Genomic DNA, 22,134 nt, shown 5'->3' with positions numbered 1-22,134 from the left:
CCTGCCATTACTATATGCGCCCCCATGCGGCGCAAAAGATTCTATGAAAAATATCCAATATCTCTTCGCTTGTCTTTTTGTATTCCTTTTCGCCTCTTGTAAGGACGATGAAAACAATGTAATCCCAACCGTGGATCATTTTCTGGTGGCCGAAGGCAAGACTGCTTCCGGTAAAAAAGTCAAGCTTTGGTCGGCAGAAAAGGATCTGCTCGTTGCTTATAACAAACTGTACGTGAGCGTACAAAACGCCGATAGCTCTTACACAGGCGACCCGGCCGTAACCTTAACACCCGTGATGGACATGGGAACCATGAAGCATTCCAGCCCGGTGGAGCAGCCGGTGTACGACGCTTCAACGAAGTTGTATCCTGCCGGAGTGGTATTTTCCATGCCGTCGGGCGACATGGGTTCCTGGACGGTGACGGCTAAGGTAGATCAGGAAGAAGTAACCTTTCCGGTCAATATCAAATCGTCTCCTGCCAACACGAAATACACAACCACATTTGTAGGTTCAGACGGTACTGCTTATACGATTACTTTGGTTGACCCTTCCGGACCAAAAATAGGCCTAAACGACCTCGTAGTGCTGGTTAACCGACGCGAGTCGATGATGTCGTTTCCGGCGGTTCAGGGTCTTACGCTCGAAGTGACTCCCGAAATGCCTTCCATGGGGCATGGCTCCCCTAACAATGTCAATCCGGCCTTCACCTCAGGCGGCCGCTACGCAGGTAAAGTCAATTTTACGATGACCGGCGACTGGCGCTTGCATTTCAAAGTGCTTAAAGGCAGTACGGTATTGGCTCAGGATGTTGCACTTGACTTACTGTTCTGATCGCTTGGCCGGCCGTTGGGGAGACTTCGGCCGGCGGGTTATGCATTGCTTTATCGGCCTTCTCTCGATTTCATCGGGAACTGTTCTTGCGCAGCACGACGCACATTCTCCTATGCAGGATTCACTGCAACTGGATGAGCTGGTGGTCAAAGGTATCCACGGAGAAAAGAAAACGAATATCCTGACACCCACAGATAAGGTTCTGGAAAGCACGCCGGGCATCACGATGATCCGGCGTGGGAATTTCGCTATGGAGCCTGCGATCCGCAGTTTGAACAACGGCCAAATCACGATGACCATCGACGGCATGCGCATCTTCGGCGCGTGCACCGATCGAATGGACCCGGTCAGCTCGTACATCGAGCCAAACAACCTCTCGGGCATTGCCATCACCGAGAATGCGGGAGAAAACCAGGTTGGCGGCAGCGTGGGCGGCGGGATCAATTTTAAACTGAAAGAGCCCGAATTCTCGAATGAGCGTACCCTGTCGGGCTCCGCAGGAAGTGGCTACGAGACCAATGGAAATGCCATGCAGGGTTTTGCAGGCGTGACCATCACCGGGCAGAACACCGCTTTACAGATCGACGGGATTTACCGCCGGAGCGGAAATTACAAAGCCGGCGGCGGCGATGCCGTATTCTTCTCCCAATATGAAAAGTGGAACGGGCATCTGGCTGGAAAAGTAAGAGTTGGTAAAAATGCGTTCATCAAAGGCGACTATTTGCAGGATGAAGGCTATAACATCGGCTATCCGGCATTGCCGATGGACGTCGCATTTGCCAAGGCCAAGATCGGTTCCGTGGCGTTTGTCTCCGAAAACCCGGAAACCAATACCCGCTGGGAAACCAAGCTGTACTACAACTTCATCGACCATGCCATGGACGACACCAAACGCCCCAAAAGCATGGTGCCCATTCATATGGATATGCCGGGCACGAGCAGAACGGCGGGCTTTTACAGCACATTCTCCCAGACGCTTCGCAAGAAGCATCATATCCAGGCTCGTGTGGATGGGTTCAACAATGAGCTGAGCGCTACCATGACAATGTACCCCGACGGCGCTTCGGAAATGTTTATGTACACATTGCCTGATCTGGGAAGATCCGGTATTGGCGCGGCTGTCAACGACCATATCTCGCTTACCGCGCTGGCCAGCGTTCGGCTGAGCGGTCGGATGGAATGGCTGCATGATTATCAGTTCTCTCAGGCGGGTAAGGAACAACTGTCCGGAATTTATCCCGGCGATTTGTCCAGGGATCGCCTGGTCGGCAATCTTGGTGCCGGCATGGACTATCAGCTCTCGGAGCGCAACAAGCTGTCCCTCGATGTATCAAGAGGAGCCCGCGCCGCTACTTTGCAGGAAGGTTACGGATTTTACATCTTCAACAGAACCGATGGTTTCGACTACATGGGCAATCCGGATCTGAAACAGGAAACTTCCGTCAACCTCAATTTGACCTATCAATATAAGTCTTCACGGTTCTCAGCCAGCATCAATCCCTTCGTGTACTTTTTCAGGAATTACATTGTCGGGGCATTGCTGCCCGACTACAGCGTGATGACCATCGGTGCGTACGGGGTCAAACGGTACGAAAACATCGGATCCGCCCGGTTGTATGGCGCCAGCCTAAATCTGGTATGGTCGCCCGTCAGCGATCTGAAACTGAGTAGCAACAATACTTACACGGAGGCAAAAGACAGGGCAGGCAACTGGCTGCCGCTGATCGCCCCGTTCAGATCCGTCAATACCATTAACTATCAGCTCAAAGCATTCTCATTCAGCGCCGAAGCTGTGCTGAACGGGGCGCAAAAGAAAACCAGCCCGGAAATATACGGCGAGCAAACCACCCCAAGTTCGGCGATCTTCAACCTTAACGCCGCCAGGACATTCACATTTGAAGAAAAAGGGCTGCTGCGGCTTTTTGCAGGAGTTGACAACCTCTTCGACAATAAGTACTTCCAGCACCTCGACGTGCAGAAAGTACCGAGACCCGGACGGAACGTTGTCGTTCGTGCCACATTTTCATTTTAGATTAACTTCCATTGAGGCATGAATGCGCGGCCTCAATGGAAGTAATTGAAGTTACGCGGTTTTCTCTAATGCTGTCACAAATAGGTTTTGAGGCAATAACCCAAAATAGCCGCAGCCAGAATGAGGTAGGGTTCCTGCAATTTTTTAATGTAAATCAAAGCTAAGACTGAGGCCAGCGCTATGCATGCAGATGTGACGTCCACAATCGACCGCGTAGCAATCACAAATACGGATCCCACCAGCGCCCCAACCACAGCCGCGGTAATGCCGTCTACAAACGCCTTAATGCCCTCGTTCTTTGAAATCTTTTTGAAGTAAGGGGCCGGAAGTACGGTAAATACAAAACAGGGAAGAAAAACGCCCAATGCGGCAACACAAGCCCCGGCAAAACCAGACACCAGAAAGCCGATAAAGCCAACCGTTATCACCACAGGCCCGGGCGTAATCATCGCAACTGCTACCGAATCCAGAAACTGCTGCTCATTAAGCCAACCCATTTCGCCCACCACACCAGCCTGCAAGAACGGGATGATCGCGAGACCGCTTCCAAAAACAAAAGCACCCGCTTCGGTAAAAAACAACCCGAGCTGCCAAAGCTTGTCGGCATCAAACTGCCAGAAGCCCGTACCGGCCAGCAGGACGACAGACAACGAGGTATTCGACTTTCTGATCCACTTCGGAGGCGCTTTAACCAGCATATAAACCAGCCCCAGGATGATGAAAAGCCAGACTTCTTCCCGCTGGGTGATGGCGGTGATCACGGCCATTAAAACAAAGAATACCCACAATAACCACTTGCTTCTGATAGCCTGCATTTCCAGTTTGCTAACCGATTTGATCGTCAGCTTGTAGCAACTGAGCGTAATAATGCCGATCACCGCCGAGCCGACGCCATAGAAAACCGACTGCATCCACGCAAGGCCGCCATAAAGCTGATAGGCCATCCCGAGCAGCACAACCATTACAAACGACGGAAGTACAAAGCTCAGCCCCGTGAGCGTGGCTCCCCACACACCGTAATGCACATACCCAAGATAGATACCCAACTGTGCAGCCAGCGGGCCGGGCGCGAGTTGCGCGAGTGCGAGGCCTTCGCGGTATTCATCTTCCGATATCCATTTGCGGTCTTCAACGAGATCGCGGTGCATGTAGCCAATGAGGGCTACCGGCCCGCCGAATCCCAATGTTCCGAGTCGGAGAAAGTATTTCGTCAGATTCATCAGGCTGTAACGGGCTGTTCCAGGGGGTATCAGGGTTTCCATGCAGGTATTTATGTATGAATATGTTACGGCCGACCACCGGACCAGTGGCCGTCCTGCAATGTTAAATAGCCCATCACTCAAAAAATAGAACGTAAATGACCCGTTTGTATCCAGTTTACTTTTTTCGCCAGAGATTTTCGAAACCTGGTCCTGAATATGGAATTTAACACCGTGAAGCACTTCATTTCCGCACACTCAGATTGTAGCCATGTGTATGACTTTTCAGCTATATTTGCCGCACGCAAGGCACCGCTGCTTCAAAAAGTGGAACGGGCTTACGGGATTCGCAACAAACTGATGTCGTATACAATCTATCTGGAGAAGTTCCGGGCAATTATTCAAAGCCCGGTGGTTAAGAACATAGTTTGGCTTTCCTTTGACAAAGCAAGCCGGCTGATCATCGGAATGGTGGTCGGGATCTGGGTTGCCAGGTACCTTGGGCCAGCACAGTGGGGAGAAATAAACTACATTGTCGCCATCATCAGCATCGTAACAGCGATTGCCAACCTGGGAATGGACGGTTTTCTGGTGAAGGAAATAACAGCTGCGCCCCATCAAAAGGAGCAAATTCTCGGTACCGCGTTTGTAAGCCGCATGGCTTTCATTCCGATAGGCCTGGCGGTAGTAGGGCTCTATTTCTACCTTTCCAATGCTCCCCGGCAATACTACCTCCTTTTTGCACTGCTGTCACCCAGTTTTTTGATTGCGCCGTTTGACGTGATCGACCTGGAATTCCAAGCCAGGCTGCAAAGCAAGCTCACAGTCATTTCCAAAAATATCGGGTACTTTATCGGGGCGGCCATCAAAGTCTACTTTCTGCTCACGGAAAAATCGCTGTTATGGTTTGCAGCCGCCATTGGCTGTGAGACGGTGTTTGCCTATATTCTGCTCATATATAACTATCAGAGACGCCAAAACCTGTTTGCCTGGTCATTCAGCCGCGAAAAAGTCCGGGAGCTGCTGGTGGCCGGCTGGCCGTTTATGGTGTCCAATCTGGCGGTGATTCTCTACATGAGGGTCGACCAATTGATGATCGGTCGCCTGGCCGGGGAGGCGCAGCTGGGCCTGTTCAGCAGCGCCACGCGGGTAACGGATATTTTCCTGTTCATTCCCGTGGCCATATCGGGCAGTTACCTTTCCACCCTGGTGCGAATCAAGCAGCAGCAAGGCGACGAAGCCTTTGTAGGTAAGATCCGCAATTTTATTGAATGGATGACTAAAATCTCAATTGCCATCGCGATCTTTGTCAGCGTTTTTTCCAAGCAGATAATTGACGTTTTGTATGGGCCAAAATTTTCAGGTGCCGAAGGTGTGTTGGTGGCTCATATCTGGGCTCTGGTGCCGGTGTTTATCGGGGTAGCAGCCGGGCAGTACCTGGTGATCGAAAACCTTCAAAGGTATAACATTTACAAAACGGGAATCGGGTTGGGGATCAACCTCCTCCTGAATGTGATTCTGATACCTGAAATGGGCGCGATCGGTGCAGCGGTAGCCACTTTAATCTCATTCTATATCTCAGCGATTTTCACAAACGCATTGTTCTCAGCGACACGACAATTATTTGGTTATCAGATTGATGGATTTAAAAGGCTTTTTTCATTCAACAACAAATAAATTAAAAATGACATTGATTTCTTACGCAGAATGATGATGCCGGGCGAGATGAAAAACTTGCCATGATCCGCACGATTTTTACTCAACTTTAATTTTCCAGACTCAATAGCAAAAATGACAAGGTGCTCTAAGAGGGCCCCGGCAAAAATGAATGTGACACCTTTACAACTAATAGGCGACAAGCTTAGTCAAAGGGTCAATACGACGCCGGTGTGGTACTCCTGAAAGCGCATGGCCGTGGTGTATGAAGTAAATTTTGAATCAGTTTTTATTTACAACCCCCTAACATTTATGCCCTTTCGTGACTATTTTCATTTTGCTTCAAAAAGGAGCTCCTATGCGCAGCATGGCGAAGACATTATCCTGATGTCTTACCTGCAACGTATATATAAGGGCGTCTTCGTGGATGTGGGAGCACATCACCCGTTCAGGTTTTCGAATACTTACTTGTTCTACCGGCAGGGCTGGCGGGGTATCAATATCGACCCCAAACCCGGAACGCAAAAGCTGTTCAACATGCTGCGCCCGGGCGATACTAACCTGGAAATGGGTATTGCCGGAGAAGAAGGAGTGCTGAAATACTACATGTTCGACGAGCCTGCGCTGAACAGTTTTTCGCAGGAGCTTTCCGACGAACGCGACCAGCAAACGGAGTACAAGATCATCGGTACCAAAGAGATTCCGGTGTACCGCCTTGAAAAGGTACTGGAAGACTACCTGCCTCAGGGTAAGAAGATTGACTTCCTGACGGTCGATGTGGAAGGACTGGATATCCAGGTATTGGAGAGCAACAATTGGGAAAAATTCAGGCCTACAATGGTGGTGGCAGAAGACCTTGACCTGAACATGACCAATTTAAATACCTCGCCCGTATGCAACCTGCTGTTTTCGAGAGATTACGAGCTTGTTGGCAAGACGCTGACGAGTCTGATTTTTAAAAGCTGTAAATAACAATGTATCGCACCCCAGCCAGCATGAAATTTACCCAGTGTGTATGTTATTATTTCAGTAGCCATGTATAAAATCAAATCGCCAGTTTTATTAAATATTTTCAACCGCCCCGACACTACGCGACGGGTATTCGAAAAGATCAGAGAAGGACAGCCAAGCAAACTTTATGTGGCTGCCGACGGCCCCAGGCCGGACCGTAAAGGTGAAGATGCGTTGTGTGAGGAAACCAGAAGCGTGATCCAGATAGATTGGGACTGCGAAGTACACCTGTTGTACAGGCCGGAGAATCTGGGATGTAAAATGGGTGTGAGCGGAGCAGTTAAATGGTTTTTCGAGCATGAGGAGGAAGGCATTGTCCTGGAAGACGATTGCCTGCCGGGAGAAGGGTTCTTCGCGTTTTGCGATACATTGCTTGAAAAATACCGGTACGATACGCGCGTTGCCCACATTGCCGGCACCCGCATGGCCAACAACAAAAAATTCGGGGAGGCTACCTATTATTTTTCCAAATACACCTACATATGGGGCTGGGCGTCATGGCGCCGGGTTTGGGAAAATTATGATGAGAATCTGCTGCTGATGGACGGTTTTGTCCAGGAAGACCTGTTCAAATATGTCTATGGCCGCAAAAAGGTAACCGACCGCCTGGCCAAAACTTTGAGTATGGTAAAGACAAATGCCATCGATACCTGGGATTTTCAGTATGCATTTATGAATTTCTGGAACAACAGTCTCTGCATATGCCCGAATGTGAACCTGATCAGCAACATCGGATTCGACTCGCGCGCGACGCACACCAAGGATAAGAACAATAAATTTGCCAATATCCCTGTGGAGACTTTCTCCGAAATCAAACATCCGAGATACTTTGTCCCGATTCTCGACGCGGACTATTACGTATTGAAATTAGAAGAAGAAGATTTGGCTATAACCCTGAAATCGAGGGTGAAGGATGTTATGAAGAAAGGGCTTTCAGGCATCCGAATCGGAAAGAGCTGAGGCCGAATCCTATTAACGAAAACCACAGAATACAGCACGATTCCTCCGCCGGAATCGAAACCGAAATTGACAGGGACTTGCAGGTTAGTAAACTTGCAAGTCCCATTTTTTCCAGGCTACACGCCGACGTCCGGAATGATCATTCGCCGGTGAGCACCGCCTAGCTCGCTTTCAGCTCTAAACTGGCGATTGTGGTTAGTTCAACCCGCGCTTGTTTGGGCAAACCTGCCACGGCTATGCAGGTACGGGTCGGATAGCGGTCGGCAAAGTAAGTTTGATACACCGCATTCAGCTCGTCGAAATACCTCATATCTGTCAGATACACCGTCACACTCACAATGTGACTGAAAGTCAGCTCATACTCTTGAAGAATCGTCTCAATATTGGTAAACACCTGCTTTACCTCATCCTCGAAGGAACTCGTCACCAACTGCCCGCCGGCAGAACCGATCTGACCCGAAATGAACAATAATCCGTTGGACACCAATGCTTTTGAAATCGGTACTGCTGGTGCAGAAGCCTTTTCTATTGTACTCATGTGATAGATTGTTATGGATATGAATGGCCGAATATACCGCAATTCCTCGTGCGAGAAGCTTCAAACGATTACAATAATGCTGCAAACCGCGCTGCCCACAGAAGTATATAATTTATTTATACATTTACCTACGTATATTACCGTAGATTACTTACATGTGTCCTGATGAAGTACCTTATTCTACTCATAACCTTGGCGCTTGCCTTTGACGGAAATGCGTGCAGTTGCTTAGAACCAAAGTTTATGGAGAAATACATCCAGTCCGACTTTGTCGCCAGAATAACTGTGACCCAAACTTTTCCCAACCAAGGCTCGGCACCTCATTATAAGTCCAACATCGTCATTCATCAGCTTTTCAAGGGTGATCCGGTCAAATCCTTATCTATTTACGGAAGCAGCGACGGAAAACGGAGGAGCTCTTGCGACGTTTTCTTTGAAATAGGGACGGAAATGCTGGTCTATGCGCGCAAAGCGGATGGTGGCCGTTATATTTTCGATTCATGCTCCGGCTATGTGATATTAACCAGTCCCAGGCGCAACAACCAGGATCGTGAACTGGAAATGCTTGACTTTTTGAAGCAGCGCAATATTATCACAACCAGCAAAATACGCTTCGGTGCCGACCTCGGCGAGCGTCTTGCGGTTTTTCGGGGCGAGACATTAAGAAAGCGTTTTGCAATTTTTGAAATTACTTTTAACGGCAATTTGACAGTGGATTCCGTTAAGACCATCACGGGATTCAATCCGGCGTTGGACGACAAACTAATCGAAATTCTTAAACAGTCGCGATGGGTAAGCGACCGCATTGGACTAGATGCAAACGGCGACAAGGTCCCGCCGGGAAGCAAGCTGCTCTTTGCATTCTACTACTACCCCGCGGAAGGAAAATACCCGAGCTTTATTGGGGAATACGACGTTTAGCCAGATTGCCGCCGAATTTTCTCGTGAGAGAAACCTGACTGAGTGAGCATGCCAATTCCATTGCGGATTTAATTCAAAAGCTCAGTACGATGGTTATTAATGTAATTTTACATTTTCAAAACTCCGGCTATGGCAGCAGAAGAAAGTACCGCAGCACGACATATGGAATTGATCGCCGCTTATTTCAAACTGATCGATTCACACCTTTCGGACCTGGCGGCAGGACGGCAAACAGAAATGATGGAGCTGAGCGACATCGCGGAGGAGCTATGTATTTCTCATAAACACCTGATTGCTGTTGTCAAGCAGGGTACCGGAAATCACCCTTGCCATTTCTATATTCAAAAGATCCTGGAAAAAGCGAATAGCATGATGGATGAAACCGATATTCCGGCTGCTGAGATCGCCCGCAAGCTAAGTTATGACCCTTCCAACTTCTCAAAATTCTACAAAAAATATGCAGGAATAACGCCGGGACAATACCGGCAAAGGGTATCGGTCGTCGACTGAAAAATCTGAAAAGTTCACCATAACCGCCCCGAACGGACGGTCTACCTTTGGCATTATTAACTAAAAATCAGAAATAATGTCAAGAAACGATCTCAAAGGCAAAGTAGTACTGATTGCGGGTGGTGGGAAGAACCTCGGAGGTTTGCTGGCCCGTGATTTTGCAAAGAAGGGTGCCTCCAAACTTGCGATTCATTACAATAGCGAAAGCTCCCGCTCCGAAGCGGAGGAAACACTTGCAGCCGTAGAGGCCGAAGGAGCGGACGGGTTCCTATTCCAGGGCGACCTTACCCGGATTAGCAACATCACCCGCTTTTTCGATGAAACGATTACGCGATTCGGCGGCATCGACATCGCCATTAATACCGTTGGCAAGGTTTTGAAAAAGCCATTCACCGAAACTACGGAGGCTGAATATGACAGCATGGCGGATATTAACTCCAAAGTGGCCTACTTCTTTATCGGGGAAGCCGGCAAAAAACTCAATGAAAACGGCAAAATATGCACGATCGTCACCTCGCTTTTGGCCGCCTATACCGGGTTGTACGCAACTTATGCCGGGCAAAAAGCTCCCGTTGAGCATTATACCCGCGCCGCTTCCAAGGAGTTTGGCACCAGGAGCATTTCTGTAACGGCCGTCGCTCCCGGCCCGATGGATACGCCGTTCTTTTACGGCCAGGAAAGCGCTGACGCGGTAGCCTATCACAAATCAGCTTCCGCGCTCGGAGGATTGACGGATATCAAGGATATCGCTCCGCTCGTAGAGTTCCTCGTTACAGACGGCTGGTGGATTACCGGCCAGACCATTTTTGCCAATGGCGGTTACACGACCCGCTAGTTACTCAATTTCAATGCGGGTCCAGCCGGGTGGATCCGCATTGCCTGATATAGGATCAATCCTATTTCAAATCCCTATTAACATATAAATTTAGTACTGAGTAGCCGAAGTTCGGCAGAACCAAGTAATATTAGTCACGCGGCGAATACCAAATACTATTGGCGCCGGCAGAGCTATATTACCCATGAACAATACCAGTATGAAACGCTTTCTGGCTGTCCTGGCGCTTTGCGGCGGGGTATGTGCATTTGCCATAGAGCGAAAAGACTTGCCTCCCCGGGAGGTAAAGCCCGAAGATGCAATCGCCACATTTGAAATCCCGGATGGATTTCAGATCGAAATGGTGGCCAGTGAGCCGGTAATCTCCGATCCGGTGGCGATGGAAATCGATGAAAACGGAGTAATGTATGTCGTCGAAATGCACGGCTATCCGCTCGATAAAAGTGGTACGGGCAAGGTGAGGACGCTGCAAGATACCGACGGCGACGGAAAAATGGATCGCTCGGTCATCTTTGCCGAAAATCTGGTGCTGCCGACCGGTATCCTGCGGTGGAAGAAGGGCGTATTGGTAACGGACCCGCCCAATGTACTCTACCTGGAAGACACCAATGGCGACGGGAAGGCAGATACCCGCGACACGCTCCTGACGGGTTTCGCGATGTCCAACCCGCAACATAACTTCAACAACCCGATCCTGGGCATCGACAACTGGATTTACCTCGGACATGAACCAGCCGTTACGACCAAAACTTTTCAAAAGGAATTCGGCGACCGCGGCGGGGAAATCCGCTATCCGCATCTCGCCGACAGCCCCCGTCTACCCGAAAATGGTTTGGGAAGAGGTGTACGTTTCCAGCCTGATACCAAGGGACTGGAAGTATTGAGCAGCTACACACAATTTGGCCATACATTCGATCAGTGGGGGCATTATCTGCTCGTAAGCAATGCTAACCCCGGTTATCACGAAGTAATTGCCAACCGCTACTTGCAGCGTAACCCCGATCTGCTGGTTTCCAAAGTAACCCAGACCCTATCGGATCATTCCTCGGAAGTGTTTCCCATTACAAAGAGCCCGCAGCATCAATTGCTCACCGACCTGGGTGTATTTACCTCCGCCTGCGGGCTGACGAGCTATCAGGGCGGTCTGTTTCCAAGTCCTTACGATAGCGTCGCATTCGTTGCGGAACCGGTCAGCAACCTGGTCCATGCCGATATTATCCGCGATAACGGGGCGAGTTTTACGGCCAGCCGTATGCAGGATAAAAAAGAGTTCCTCGCTTCCACCGACTCCTGGTTCAGGCCGGTGAATATGTACATCGGGCCGGATGGTGCATTGTACGTCGTGGACTACTACCGCCAGATTATCGAGCATCCGGAGTGGATGGCCGACGAGGTCGTGAAATCCGGGGCGCTTTATAATGGCCGGGACATGGGACGAATTTACCGCATTTCACCCAAAGGTACTCCCCGGTTGTCGTGGTCGGGCAAGCTGGATCTGAATGCATTGACGGATGCTGATCTGGTCCAAAAACTGGCAGACAAGAACATCTGGTGGCGCCGCAATGCGCAACGACTGCTGCTGGACCGCCATCATGAAACAGCTATTCCGCTGTTGAGAAGCATGGCCAATGGCAAAGACCCCAAAGGCCGGTTACACGCATTATGGGCTTTGGAGGGCCTGGGTGCGCTCCGCGCAGACGACCTGCAACGTGCGCTCAGGGACCCACAAGCGGGTGTAGCAGAAAACTCCGTCAAGATCGCTGAGCTGCACCTGACGGAGTTTCCGGAGCTAATACCTGCCCTCACTACCCTGGCGAATCACGCAAATGCAAAAGTTCGCTTTCAGGCGCTCCTGACCCTGGGCGAAATACAATCGGCTGAGGCGCTCAAAGCTCGCGAAACAATTCTGTTCAAAGACCTGCGGGACCCTTGGGTACAAACCGCCGCGCTCACTTCGGCCTATGGGAACGATGTGCTGTTTGCTGAAACTTTAAAACGCTACAAACCGGGGAACGGAGCATATGCGGCGCTGGTGCAACGGCTGAGCACGTTAACCGGCGCTCGGGGCGATGCTGCCGCTATCCGTTCGATCATCCGGAAAACAGTGGCTCCCGCGAGCACGCAGGGGTGGCAGGCGCCCGTGTTACGTGGGCTCGCCGAAAGCCTGAACAAGAAAACAGATCTTGCCCAACTCGAAGCCGAAAAACGCTGTTACTGAATGCATCATTGAAAAACCCCAATACGGAAATAAGGCAGGCGAGCATGCAGCTCCTGCGAAAAACCGGTCTCCCGGCCGGACCGGAGACCCAGGCCGCTATCAAAACGGCCCTACTGACAGCCTCCCATAATAGCGCAACGCCGGAAAAACGGGCAGAAGCCATTCAGTTTCTTTCTTTCAAAAACCCGGCGGAGTATTCCGATAAACTTAAAAAACTGGTAGTGCCGAACGAACCGCGTCAGGTACAAATCGCGGCGTTAAAAACGCTCAGCGCTATACCGGACGAGACAGTGTGCGTGTTACTGCTGGAAAGATGGGCGTCATTAACACGCGATGTACGTGAATCGGCCATAGGATTCTTCATTTCCGATCCCAGGCGGATTACCCTCCTGCTTGACGGACTGGAACAAGGCAAAATCGATCAGGCGAGTCTGGGGTGGCCGCGCAGTGTATCGCTGATGGCTCATCAGAACGAAACAATCCGCAACCGTGCGAGGCAGCTTTTGACGCAGAAAGAAAGCCAGCGCCAGGTTGTGATACAATCCTACAAGCCGGTCATGACCTTGCCGGGAAATCCGCAAGCCGGCAAGCGGGTGTTCGAGCAGCAGTGCTCGATTTGCCACCAGGTCGGCGGCGCAGGCGGTGTGGCCTTCGGACCGGACCTTGGCACGATCCGAAACAGGCGCCCCGAATCGATTATGGGAGATATCCTGGATCCCAACTTTTCCATTGCCGACGGCTATGATCTCTGGCAAATCGAACTCAGCTCCGGCGAATCGGCGCAGGGATTAATATCCAGCGAAACACCTTCCGCCCTGACGCTTTCCAACTACGGAGGCCAGAAAAGGGTGATCGCACGCAAGGATATCAAGTCATTGAAAACATTGGGCATGTCGAGCATGCCGGTCGGGCTCGAAGCATCCATCGATAAACAACAAATGGCCGACTTGCTTGCCTTTATCAAAGGCGCTAAATAAGCGACCATCCAATCCTAACATCCTACCCTTATGAAATACAAATATTCGCTTCGCAATCTGAGTTTTTCCTGCCTGGCCATCCTCGGGCTCGTCACGTCCCCGGCCCGCTCGCAAACCTTGCGGTGGCCCGAAGGGAAAAAGATGGCGATCAGCCTTACCTTCGACGATGCACGCGGCAGTCAGGCGACAGCGGGCGTGCCGCTCCTCAACGAGTACGGTGTAAAAGGGACATTTTACCTCGTCCCCTCTGCCGTTCAAAAACAGCTGGAAGGCTGGAAAAAAGCCGTAGCCAGCGGGCACGAGATGGGCAATCATTCATTGCATCATCCTTGCAGCGGTAATTTCGTGTGGTCCAGGGAAAAGGCGCTCGAAACTTACACACTCGACCAAATGCGCTTCGAACTCACAGAAACCAATCGCCAGATCCAGGCCATGCTTGGGGTAACACCTGTCTCCTACGCATATCCGTGCGGACACACGTTCGTAGGTCGCGGGCGCGGGACACGGAGCTTTGTACCACTCATCTCTGAACTATTCGGGACGGGACGCGGCTGGTTGGACGAAGCGCCCGTAGACCCTGCCTATTGCGATTTCGCGCAGCTGACGGGCATGGAAACCGACGGTAAAGACTTCGAACAAATCCTTCCGATCATCGAAGCCGCCAGAAAATCGGGACAATGGCTCGTGCTCGCAGGGCACGAGATGGCCGACTCCGGCCCCCAAACTACCCGCCTGGCAATGCTTCGCAAACTCTGTGAATATGCCAAAGATCCCAACAATGGCATCTGGATCGCTCCTGTAAGTGAAATCGCTGGTTACGTGAAGGCGGTACGCGACACTATCAATATTCCCGAGCTTGTGTACGCCGACGCAAAAGGCGTCCTTCATCTAACAGCCGAAAAAGGCAAAGGCACGGGCCCAAAAATTCAGTATATGCCCAAATGGAAAGCCTTTGGCTGGTTTGGCGCCAAGGATGCCGTCGAATGGGAGATCGACGTTCCCAAAGGCGGCGTATTTGAAGTGCGCATGGAATGGTCCGTCGATGATAAAGAAGCCGGGAAAGCGTTCGTGTTAGAGGCAGAGAAGGTCTCGCTATCCGGAAAAGTCGCCCGGAGTGGTGGTTGGGAGACTTTCCAAAGCAAGTCTGTGGGCACCCTGCGCCTTACCGGCGGCACTCAAAAAGTAAAATTCAGGCCTGGTCAGGCATTCGCAGACGGTGCGCTGCTTGATCTGCGCAAAATAGTGCTTACGCCTGCCCGATAGAGCGTGCGAATGCAGTTTGAGCAGGAGGAAAAGTTGCCTTCACATGACAGCGCGAGCCGCATAGCCGATCGAATAACCGCGTAAGTCCAAACCAATCTTTGCCTAAATATTACGGGCAAAGATTGGAAATTCAATTCCCGGCTGTAAATTTACAACTGTAAAAAAGCAATTGGAATGACTTATCTAACTGCAATGCCGCAAACGGCTACATCCTGGGAGGAGATTTGTTATCCGGTAGATTCGGTGTTGCTGTCCGACATGTTGCCCGAGTATGACATCATCGCCACCGATCGGCAGCAGCTGATCGTAGGGACACCGCCCGGGCACCGAAAAACAATCTTCGGAATACAGAGCTCCGGCTACACCATCATTCCTAACCAAATGATCAGGCAGGCCGTTGACAATCTGTTCGATCAATATGAATTGCAGATCAAGCATACCATTACCGGAGAATTCAGCATCAGCATTATCCTCCCCGAAGAACTGCCGATTGGTGGTGAGCGCCTGAAACGGAGCATTATTGTTACCAATGGCTATAACGGCAAAACGCCTTTCAGCATACAGGGACGCACGCTCACGGCCGACAACGGGCTGCCCGGCGGAAGCATGTACCGGGCAGTATGCCAGAATGGATTAATGGGCTGGGCAGATTCCTTCACGGAACTCGACCACTACCAGGATTGGCTGCGCGGAAAGTTACCCGGCGCTTTCAAAGGGCAGCAAAGAAAAAGCGGTGCTTCCGGTAGTCCGGATGCATTGCCGCAATTACGCAGACCAAAGGGTAATCGCAAGATAGATTTGGACGCACTTCAGCAGCAGCTGATCGACCTGTTAAGCTCCGTCACACAACAGGATCTTACGCTGACAGCGATGGTGTATGAGTATTTTCAAAAAAAATCGATGAGCCGCAAAGAGGAGAACCTGCTTAGCAGCTTGCCAATCCCGGTGCAGCTGGCCCGGCAGGCACGCGAGCGCCTGAGGATTGAACAGAACCTGCTGGGAGTGGCTCCCTCCTATTGGCTGATGTACAATGCGGTAAATTATGCGCTTTTTAACGCCCGCAGCAGCCTCACCCTAAACGATCGCTACAAACTCGACGAAAAGGTGTTCCATCAGTTTGCGGCACTGGCATTTAACTAAACCCTATCAACAAGCGAGGATAAGTACTGAGTACCAAACGATTTGCAATGCATGGATAAAATGGGAATTTCACCGGCACTGGAAAAAATCCAGCAACTTTTCAGCACACATGGCCAGTTTCGCCAGCAGGAAGCTGACTTGCCGCATCATCGGCCTGATATGTCCATCATCACCAACTTTATCCGTGAGAATGCCGACGTTCTTGACAAAACAGGTGCGACACAACGACAAGGTCCCGTCGGGAACCGAACGGCAAACTCGTACAAAATCGCCACCGAGCGATTTCTCAGGATATTGGCCCGGCTTACCAAAGCCAACGAGGGGCTGTCGCGGCAAGAGAGAATTTTCGTCAACCAATACTGGTCCGACCTCCAAAATACCGTTCCCGCGAAATAGCAGCCGGGACATTTAACATTCAGCATCAAACACATAACGCTATCATAGACCGCAGTTTCATCGTATCTCCCCGGAGTTGCGGTGAACTGCTAGGCTATTCCTTAACCCTTAATCTTGAAACCACTCCGTGGACAACCAACAAACCCAACCGAATCATGAGCAGCAACACCAGCCCAGTCATACTTGGAAAAAATGATTTTCGCCTTCTCAAACAGTTTGCAAGCAACTTCTCCGACAGCCCGGCCGCAATTGAAATGTCACTTGCCTACGAGCTGAACCGGGCGATAGTCGTGGAAGACGATCAGCTTCCGGCGGATAGCATCCGTCTGAACTCACAGGTAAAAGTTTTGGAATTGACCACAAACAGGGAAATGGAATTCAGCATCGTCATGCCCAATCTGGCCGATATTTCGCAACAACGAATATCTGTACTTACCCCGATGGGCGCCGCTTTGATCGGTCTCTGCAAGGGCGAAACCGTAGAGTGGAAAATGCCTGCCGGTATTCGTAAATTGAAGATCCTGGACGTGCGTTCCGCTTGAACGAAAGGCAGCTAATTCCCTAAAAACGAATTCAATAGGATCAATACATAGCATACCAGGAGTCGTATCCCTGAAATCCCGCTTGCGGAACATACACAAACAGCTGTTTCAATCTGAGCTTGTAGGTAACCTGGCCCAGTTTCGGATCATCATCGTGATAAATGAAGGTGATAAATGATTGGCCTCCGGCCTTATTCACCGCCCTGGCACTTGCCAGGCTATGATGTATTCTGGAACTGGCCGGGTCTATATAAGCGGATTTGCCGGGAAAGACCATTTTGAGCAAATCGGGCGTGTACTTGGAGGTAACAACCAACGTACCTTTTTCTTCGTCCCATGCGCAAGCCAATCCGGACGGGTACGACACCCTATTGAACAACGCGAAAGTTCTTGCAGGCCCTTCTATTTCGGTATTCAGAAACTCATCCCCGAAATACAGCATGATCGAGCCTTCTCCTTTGTAAGGAAAGGCAAGGAATACCCGCTTTTGATAAATCTTATAAATAGTATCTATTTCAAAGAGATTGGCCGAGTCCTTACCAATATGCCGATATGCCTGATCGACATACAAAACACCCAGATTGACCGAATCCCTGTTCAATCTGGCCGAAACTTCTATCGCGGGTGCCTCCTTTTTTTTACAGGATACTGCAATTAATGCGGCAACCATAGCGACAATAATAAAACAGAATAGCTTTTTCATGGCCGGTGTCTCCGATTTTCTCTCATATTCTGCCAGACACTTATTTCGATGGTCATCGTTGCGAATCCTCAAAATACCGTTAATATTAAGTAACCGTATTTTGAATTACAACGATTACAAGTGTTTTGACGTCTTTTAAAAATAGTACTCAAATCCTTCGCTATGAAATCTGTATGAACCGCTATGAATATGAAAAAACATATAATGCCCATTGCATTGGGACTGCTGGCATTGATTAGCTGCAAGAAGGACAAAACAGAACCGGTGTCGGAAATCCAATGCATTCCAGCCGTTTACCTGACGCAATACTGTCCAACCAAAACAGAAACACATCTGGTTCGGCTCCTGAGGCCGACGCCGCACGCCACCCGGATGGAAGGTGGCAGCCAAGGCGAATTCTACGTGGCAGCCGTGATAAATCTTCCGCAATCGCTAATCAAAAGGGATACGATTTTTCAACTGCAATTTCATTATGACCCTGAGGCTGAACAACAAAACAAAGCCGTCGGGTATTGCAACGCTAATATCGCCCCGGCGAAAATGGTCGTCTATGACGGTGTGAGCGAAAGTGAATGCCCCTGACATTGTAATCTATAAGTAAATTATAATATATTCATACTTAAAACATAAAAGTATCTGATATGTTACGATTTGCTTGCGTCGCATTCCTGATGTTGACCTGTGAATTTGCAATGGGCCAGGACAAAGTACCTCCCGTTGTTTCCTACGACATCGCCTGTACTTTCCAACTGACATTTTATCCCGACAGCACAAGCACAGTTTCCAAAACGGAGCCGTTTCTCCTATTCATCAACCAGGAGCAATCCCTGTTCAAGAGTCAAAACAGGTATTTGCAGGATTCGGCAATCTCGGCAAGCAGCGATGGCGCAAACCGCCAGAATCTGATTTCATTTCTGCAAAAACATCGAACAGATTTCGATTTCAACATTGTCAAACACGGCTGTAATGCGATCCGCACCACAGACCGGATCTACCATGATTATTTTTCATACGCTGAGGCCGAGGGCCACCTGCAATGGGCTTTGACGCAGGACACCACGACCGTTTCCGGCTATCCCGCCCAGCGGGCCACTACGGAGTTTGGCGGAAGAAAATGGGAAGCCTGGTTTACAGAAAGGGTACCGGTCAGTGAGGGGCCCTATAAATTTTGCGGGCTACCGGGCCTGATCATCCGCCTCACCGATTCCAAAAAACAATACGACTTTGTTTTAAATGGCTTAAAGCAGTCACGGCGCGAAATACCTGATACGACACCGCTGAAAACCGTCAAAACCGATAAACGGACTTTTTTCAGAAAACGGCAGGAATATCGGGCAAATCCCGTCGGGATAGCTGAACAATCCGGCGTGGTTTTCACATCGGGCCGAAGTGAAATCACGCAGCGAATACAGCAAAAGATCAAATCCGACAACAACCCGATCGAGTTTTCCACCCATTGAAAATTGGAATAGCCAACCAAATCATCGCAGCCCTGTTCTTCTTCATTCAGATCGGGTGCTGCCGTTCCTTTGCCCAAACGACGATTTCGGGCAAGGTCGTGGATGAGCGCGGCACGGTTATCCCTAACGCGAATGTCGCGATCATCAACAAAAACAATACGATATCCGCATTCACATTCAGTGCCAATGACGGGAGTTTTACTTTGAAAACGGCTCTCGCAGTCGACACGCTGACGATCAAGGCTACGCGCCTCGGGTTCGAACCCGGGCTCTTCCTGCTTCCCAACAAATCACAGGCTACGCAGTTAGTTTTAAAGGAAAGTGCATTAAAATTGCAAGAACTGACGGTAAAGGCACCTCCGGTTATTCTACGAAAAGACACGATCGATTACCAGGTCAGCGCTTTCAAGGCGGAAGGCGACCGGACGATTGCGGATGTGATCAAACGAATGCCCGGCATTGAAATCAAGGATAACGGCCAGATCCTTTACCAGGGTAACCCGATCGGAAAATACTACATCAACGGTCTGGATTTGCTGGAAGGCAGGTACAATCTCGCCAACGAGAACCTCCCGGCCGACGCTGTCAGAAAAGTGCAGGTGATGGAAAACGATCAGCCGATTAAAATTTTGAAATCAAAAGTGTTTTCAGAAAGCGCTTCCCTGAATATTCAACTTAAAAAGGTCACAACCACCGGAAGCGCGAAAGCCGGCATAGGATTAAGCCCGGCTTTATGGGACGCGAACCTCACTCCGATGCTGTTCAACCGAAGTTTCCAGGCGATAACGAGCTTGCAAAGCAACAATGTCGGGACGGACCTTTCCAGGCAGCTGGATGTGCTGACCCAATCGTCGCAAACAAGGATTCCGGGTCCGGTACTAAGCATTCAGTCGTTGAATACCCCCAACACCAGCCCCGACCGATGGCTCGACAACAGATCTCACCTTGCCTCATTCAACCTGATCAAAAAAACAAAGAATCAAACCGAATTGAAACTCGGACTGGGCGTACGGGACGAGATGCAGCAACAAGCCGGAAGGAACTATACGCGGCTGTTGACGCCCGGCGGGGTTGTCGAAATCGACGAAAGGATCGCAAACCGCTCGGATGCAAAGGTATTGAATGGCAATTTGGTGGTCGAAAAAAACACGGAACGCCTTTTTCTGAAAAATAACGCCAGCGGGCAGTTCGGACAAATCGATGGCACCGGTGGCCTGAGCCGGAACCTGCTTCAAACCAATCAGGATTTAACAACTAAACAAACGCAGCTGCAAAACAGCCTTGCCATCATTACGCACGCGGGCAAACAGCTCTTAAACATCCACTCACAAACGGCTTTCAACCGGCGCCCGGAAACGCTGACCATCCAGCCCGGTGTTTTCCCGTCGCTCTTCAATGCAGGGAAAGATTTCCAGTCAATCTCGCAGAATATCCGTACCACCGAGTTGGATACCAGAAACACAATCAGCATTACCCGGCAATTTTCACGGATCGCATTCACGCCATCGGCAGGATTGAACTTCCGCAATCATCAATTCGAAAGCGCGATACATACCTCCGCAGGCGATAGCATCCGTATGCACGACAATGCATTTCGGAACGATTTGAAATACACGCACCTGGCACCATTCGCACAAATAGGCAGCTATTACGAATCTTCGAAATGGCAGATAGAACTGAGTCTTCCGCTCAGAATGCATGCATTCAGCATATCGGATTTCATAAAGGACAGCCTTCAAAAACGGACACAGCTGGCCTTCGAACCTTCGTTAACGGCAAGATACCGGATCACAGAGTACACCGACTTCACCTCCGGCGCGAGCTATTCTTATGACTTCGGAAATCCATCACAGGTATACAGCGGATTCATTCTCAGGTCATACAGAAACATACAGAAGATGTACGGGGCCATTCCGGTTAACAGAATCCTCACGGGCAGGATCGGAATTAACTATAAAAACCCCCTTTCACTGATATTCTTAAATCTGGCGGGCTCTTTGATGCGGATTAATCACAACTTGCAATACCGCACCGGCATCGATTCAACGGGTGCTGCGGAACTTACTTTTATCCGGAACAACAATATCCAGCTTTCTAAGAATATTCATTTAGGCATTGGAAAATATTTTGGCGGAATCAAAACCTCCATTAAGCTGAACAGCGACGCCGGATTTACCCGGTCCGAACAGATCCTGACCGATCGCCGGGTTACCATTCGAAACGGGAATTACCGCGTCGGGCTATCAGCCTCGACACTATTTACCAGTTACCTCGGTATCGAGCTTTCCGCAATCAGTCATTTCTTGCAAAGTCGGGTCGCTAATCAGCGCAGTAAAACATCGGGCATTTCGCAACTGCAATTGGGTGTGGATGTCTATCCGGCTAATGCACATGCATTGCGGCTCGACGCGGAGCATTACGCCACACGGGGAAGCGCAAATCAAAACCAGTTTTATTTAAACCTGCGCTATCGTTACACTTTCGGGAAAAGGAAAATCGATCTCGAAATCCGGGGAATGAACCTGACAAATGCACAAAACTATGTATCGATCATAAATTCAACATTTACGACTGCGGAAAGCGGCTTCCAACTCAGGCCAAGGCAGGTCATGATGAGTGTCCGAATTCCTTTTTGATTATTGAAAGAATTCTCAATAATCATTGATTTTTCAATATTTCAATACTTATTACATTATCTTGACGCACATTTAACAAACAGGCTACCAACATGCAAAGGATTTACATTAATGCAGCTCGTGTGATAGTATTGATTGCAATAGCGGCAATTCTCCTGTTGCTTATACAATTCAAATTGCAACATTGGAAAGTAGGACCGACTTTATATGTTGTTTTAGGCATTCTGATTGTTGCAGTTATAGGAGACATTTATTGGAGCAGAATTAAAAAATGGAAATGATTTTCATTCATTAACCTGCACTAA

At 49.8% G+C, this 22,134-nt stretch carries 20 protein-coding genes; 17 read left to right on the top strand and 3 right to left on the bottom strand.

Annotation, left to right across the window (positions count from 1 at the left end; genetic code table 11):
• The first annotated feature begins 43 nt into the window (after window positions 1–43).
• Both CLV60_RS08105 and CLV60_RS08100 read left to right on the top strand, forming a co-directional pair.
• Complete coding sequence (locus CLV60_RS08105) at window positions 44–832, top strand: FixH family protein (protein ID WP_106594854.1); 789 nt, start codon at window positions 44–46, stop codon at window positions 830–832.
• Between the two features lie 40 nt (window positions 833–872).
• Window positions 873–2,864 carry a TonB-dependent receptor gene (locus CLV60_RS08100; RefSeq protein ID WP_170118740.1) on the top strand — a complete coding sequence of 664 codons (1,992 nt, stop codon included), beginning with the start codon at window positions 873–875 and terminating at the stop codon, window positions 2,862–2,864.
• 74 nt (window positions 2,865–2,938) lie between these two features.
• Here CLV60_RS08100 and CLV60_RS08095 read toward each other — a convergent pair whose 3' ends face one another.
• Window positions 2,939–4,126 carry a chromate transporter gene (locus tag CLV60_RS08095; RefSeq protein ID WP_106594973.1) on the bottom strand — a complete coding sequence of 396 codons (1,188 nt, stop codon included), beginning with the start codon at window positions 4,124–4,126 and terminating at the stop codon, window positions 2,939–2,941.
• A gap of 156 nt (window positions 4,127–4,282) precedes the next feature.
• On the opposite strand from CLV60_RS08095, the gene CLV60_RS08090 reads away from it, so the two are divergent.
• The 3 genes from CLV60_RS08090 (at window position 4,283) to CLV60_RS08080 (ending at window position 7,690) form a co-directional block, all read left to right on the top strand.
• Entirely contained in the window at window positions 4,283–5,740 is a 1,458-nt protein-coding gene (locus CLV60_RS08090; protein ID WP_229210869.1) for a flippase, read from the top strand.
• A 291-nt stretch (window positions 5,741–6,031) separates the two neighbouring features.
• Entirely contained in the window at window positions 6,032–6,691 is a 660-nt protein-coding gene (locus CLV60_RS08085; RefSeq protein WP_106594971.1) for an FkbM family methyltransferase, read from the top strand.
• Between the two features lie 63 nt (window positions 6,692–6,754).
• Window positions 6,755–7,690, top strand: coding sequence for a nucleotide-diphospho-sugar transferase (locus tag CLV60_RS08080; RefSeq protein WP_106594852.1), 936 nt, complete (start codon window positions 6,755–6,757; stop codon window positions 7,688–7,690).
• A 160-nt stretch (window positions 7,691–7,850) separates the two neighbouring features.
• Here CLV60_RS08080 and CLV60_RS08075 read toward each other — a convergent pair whose 3' ends face one another.
• Complete coding sequence (locus tag CLV60_RS08075; protein ID WP_106594851.1) at window positions 7,851–8,228, bottom strand: RidA family protein; 378 nt, start codon at window positions 8,226–8,228, stop codon at window positions 7,851–7,853.
• Between the two features lie 243 nt (window positions 8,229–8,471).
• On the opposite strand from CLV60_RS08075, the gene CLV60_RS08070 reads away from it, so the two are divergent.
• From CLV60_RS08070 to CLV60_RS08035, 9 genes are all read left to right on the top strand, one after another.
• On the top strand, window positions 8,472–9,149 hold the full coding sequence (locus tag CLV60_RS08070; RefSeq protein WP_106594850.1) for a hypothetical protein: 678 nt from the start codon (window positions 8,472–8,474) through the stop codon (window positions 9,147–9,149).
• Between the two features lie 129 nt (window positions 9,150–9,278).
• A complete protein-coding gene (locus CLV60_RS08065; RefSeq protein WP_106594849.1) occupies window positions 9,279–9,659 on the top strand; it encodes a helix-turn-helix domain-containing protein in 381 nt (126 codons plus the stop codon).
• Window positions 9,660–9,735: 76 nt separating this feature from the next.
• Window positions 9,736–10,494: an SDR family oxidoreductase gene (locus tag CLV60_RS08060; RefSeq protein ID WP_106594848.1), complete on the top strand. Its 759-nt coding sequence runs from the start codon at window positions 9,736–9,738 to the stop codon at window positions 10,492–10,494.
• Between the two features lie 199 nt (window positions 10,495–10,693).
• The gene (locus tag CLV60_RS08055; protein ID WP_211302215.1) at window positions 10,694–12,712 is read left to right on the top strand and encodes a PVC-type heme-binding CxxCH protein; all 2,019 of its coding nucleotides are present in this window, start codon (window positions 10,694–10,696) and stop codon (window positions 12,710–12,712) included.
• A 44-nt stretch (window positions 12,713–12,756) separates the two neighbouring features.
• The gene (locus CLV60_RS34480; protein WP_211302214.1) at window positions 12,757–13,689 is read left to right on the top strand and encodes a c-type cytochrome; all 933 of its coding nucleotides are present in this window, start codon (window positions 12,757–12,759) and stop codon (window positions 13,687–13,689) included.
• Window positions 13,690–13,719: 30 nt separating this feature from the next.
• The gene (locus CLV60_RS08050) at window positions 13,720–14,952 is read left to right on the top strand and encodes a polysaccharide deacetylase family protein (protein WP_106594847.1); all 1,233 of its coding nucleotides are present in this window, start codon (window positions 13,720–13,722) and stop codon (window positions 14,950–14,952) included.
• Window positions 14,953–15,126: 174 nt separating this feature from the next.
• Window positions 15,127–16,092, top strand: coding sequence for a hypothetical protein (locus CLV60_RS08045; RefSeq protein WP_106594846.1), 966 nt, complete (start codon window positions 15,127–15,129; stop codon window positions 16,090–16,092).
• A gap of 51 nt (window positions 16,093–16,143) precedes the next feature.
• A complete protein-coding gene (locus tag CLV60_RS08040; RefSeq protein ID WP_106594845.1) occupies window positions 16,144–16,488 on the top strand; it encodes a hypothetical protein in 345 nt (114 codons plus the stop codon).
• Between the two features lie 155 nt (window positions 16,489–16,643).
• Window positions 16,644–17,030, top strand: a complete 387-nt coding sequence (locus CLV60_RS08035; RefSeq protein ID WP_106594844.1) for a GreA/GreB family elongation factor — start codon at window positions 16,644–16,646, stop codon at window positions 17,028–17,030.
• A 40-nt stretch (window positions 17,031–17,070) separates the two neighbouring features.
• Here the strand turns inward: CLV60_RS08035 and CLV60_RS08030 are convergent, their stop codons facing one another.
• The gene (locus CLV60_RS08030; RefSeq protein ID WP_146151532.1) at window positions 17,071–17,733 is read right to left on the bottom strand and encodes a hypothetical protein; all 663 of its coding nucleotides are present in this window, start codon (window positions 17,731–17,733) and stop codon (window positions 17,071–17,073) included.
• 189 nt (window positions 17,734–17,922) lie between these two features.
• Between CLV60_RS08030 and CLV60_RS08025 the strand changes: the two genes are divergently transcribed.
• The 3 genes from CLV60_RS08025 to CLV60_RS08015 are packed head-to-tail and all read left to right on the top strand — an operon-like array spanning window position 17,923 to window position 21,829.
• Window positions 17,923–18,315 (top strand): hypothetical protein, encoded by a 393-nt coding sequence (locus tag CLV60_RS08025; protein ID WP_146151531.1) that lies wholly within the window; start codon window positions 17,923–17,925, stop codon window positions 18,313–18,315.
• Window positions 18,316–18,374: 59 nt separating this feature from the next.
• Entirely contained in the window at window positions 18,375–19,193 is an 819-nt protein-coding gene (locus CLV60_RS08020) for a GLPGLI family protein (RefSeq protein ID WP_106594841.1), read from the top strand.
• Window positions 19,190–21,829, top strand: coding sequence for a carboxypeptidase-like regulatory domain-containing protein (locus CLV60_RS08015; RefSeq protein ID WP_170118739.1), 2,640 nt, complete (start codon window positions 19,190–19,192; stop codon window positions 21,827–21,829). The genes CLV60_RS08020 and CLV60_RS08015 overlap by 4 nt, the downstream gene beginning before the upstream one ends.
• The last annotated feature ends 305 nt before the right edge of the window (window positions 21,830–22,134 follow it).

Origin of the sequence: Dyadobacter jiangsuensis (genome assembly GCF_003014695.1) — a bacterium.
Lineage (GTDB): Bacteria > Bacteroidota > Bacteroidia > Cytophagales > Spirosomataceae > Dyadobacter > Dyadobacter jiangsuensis.
This window is presented reverse-complemented; position numbering and strand designations above follow the sequence as displayed.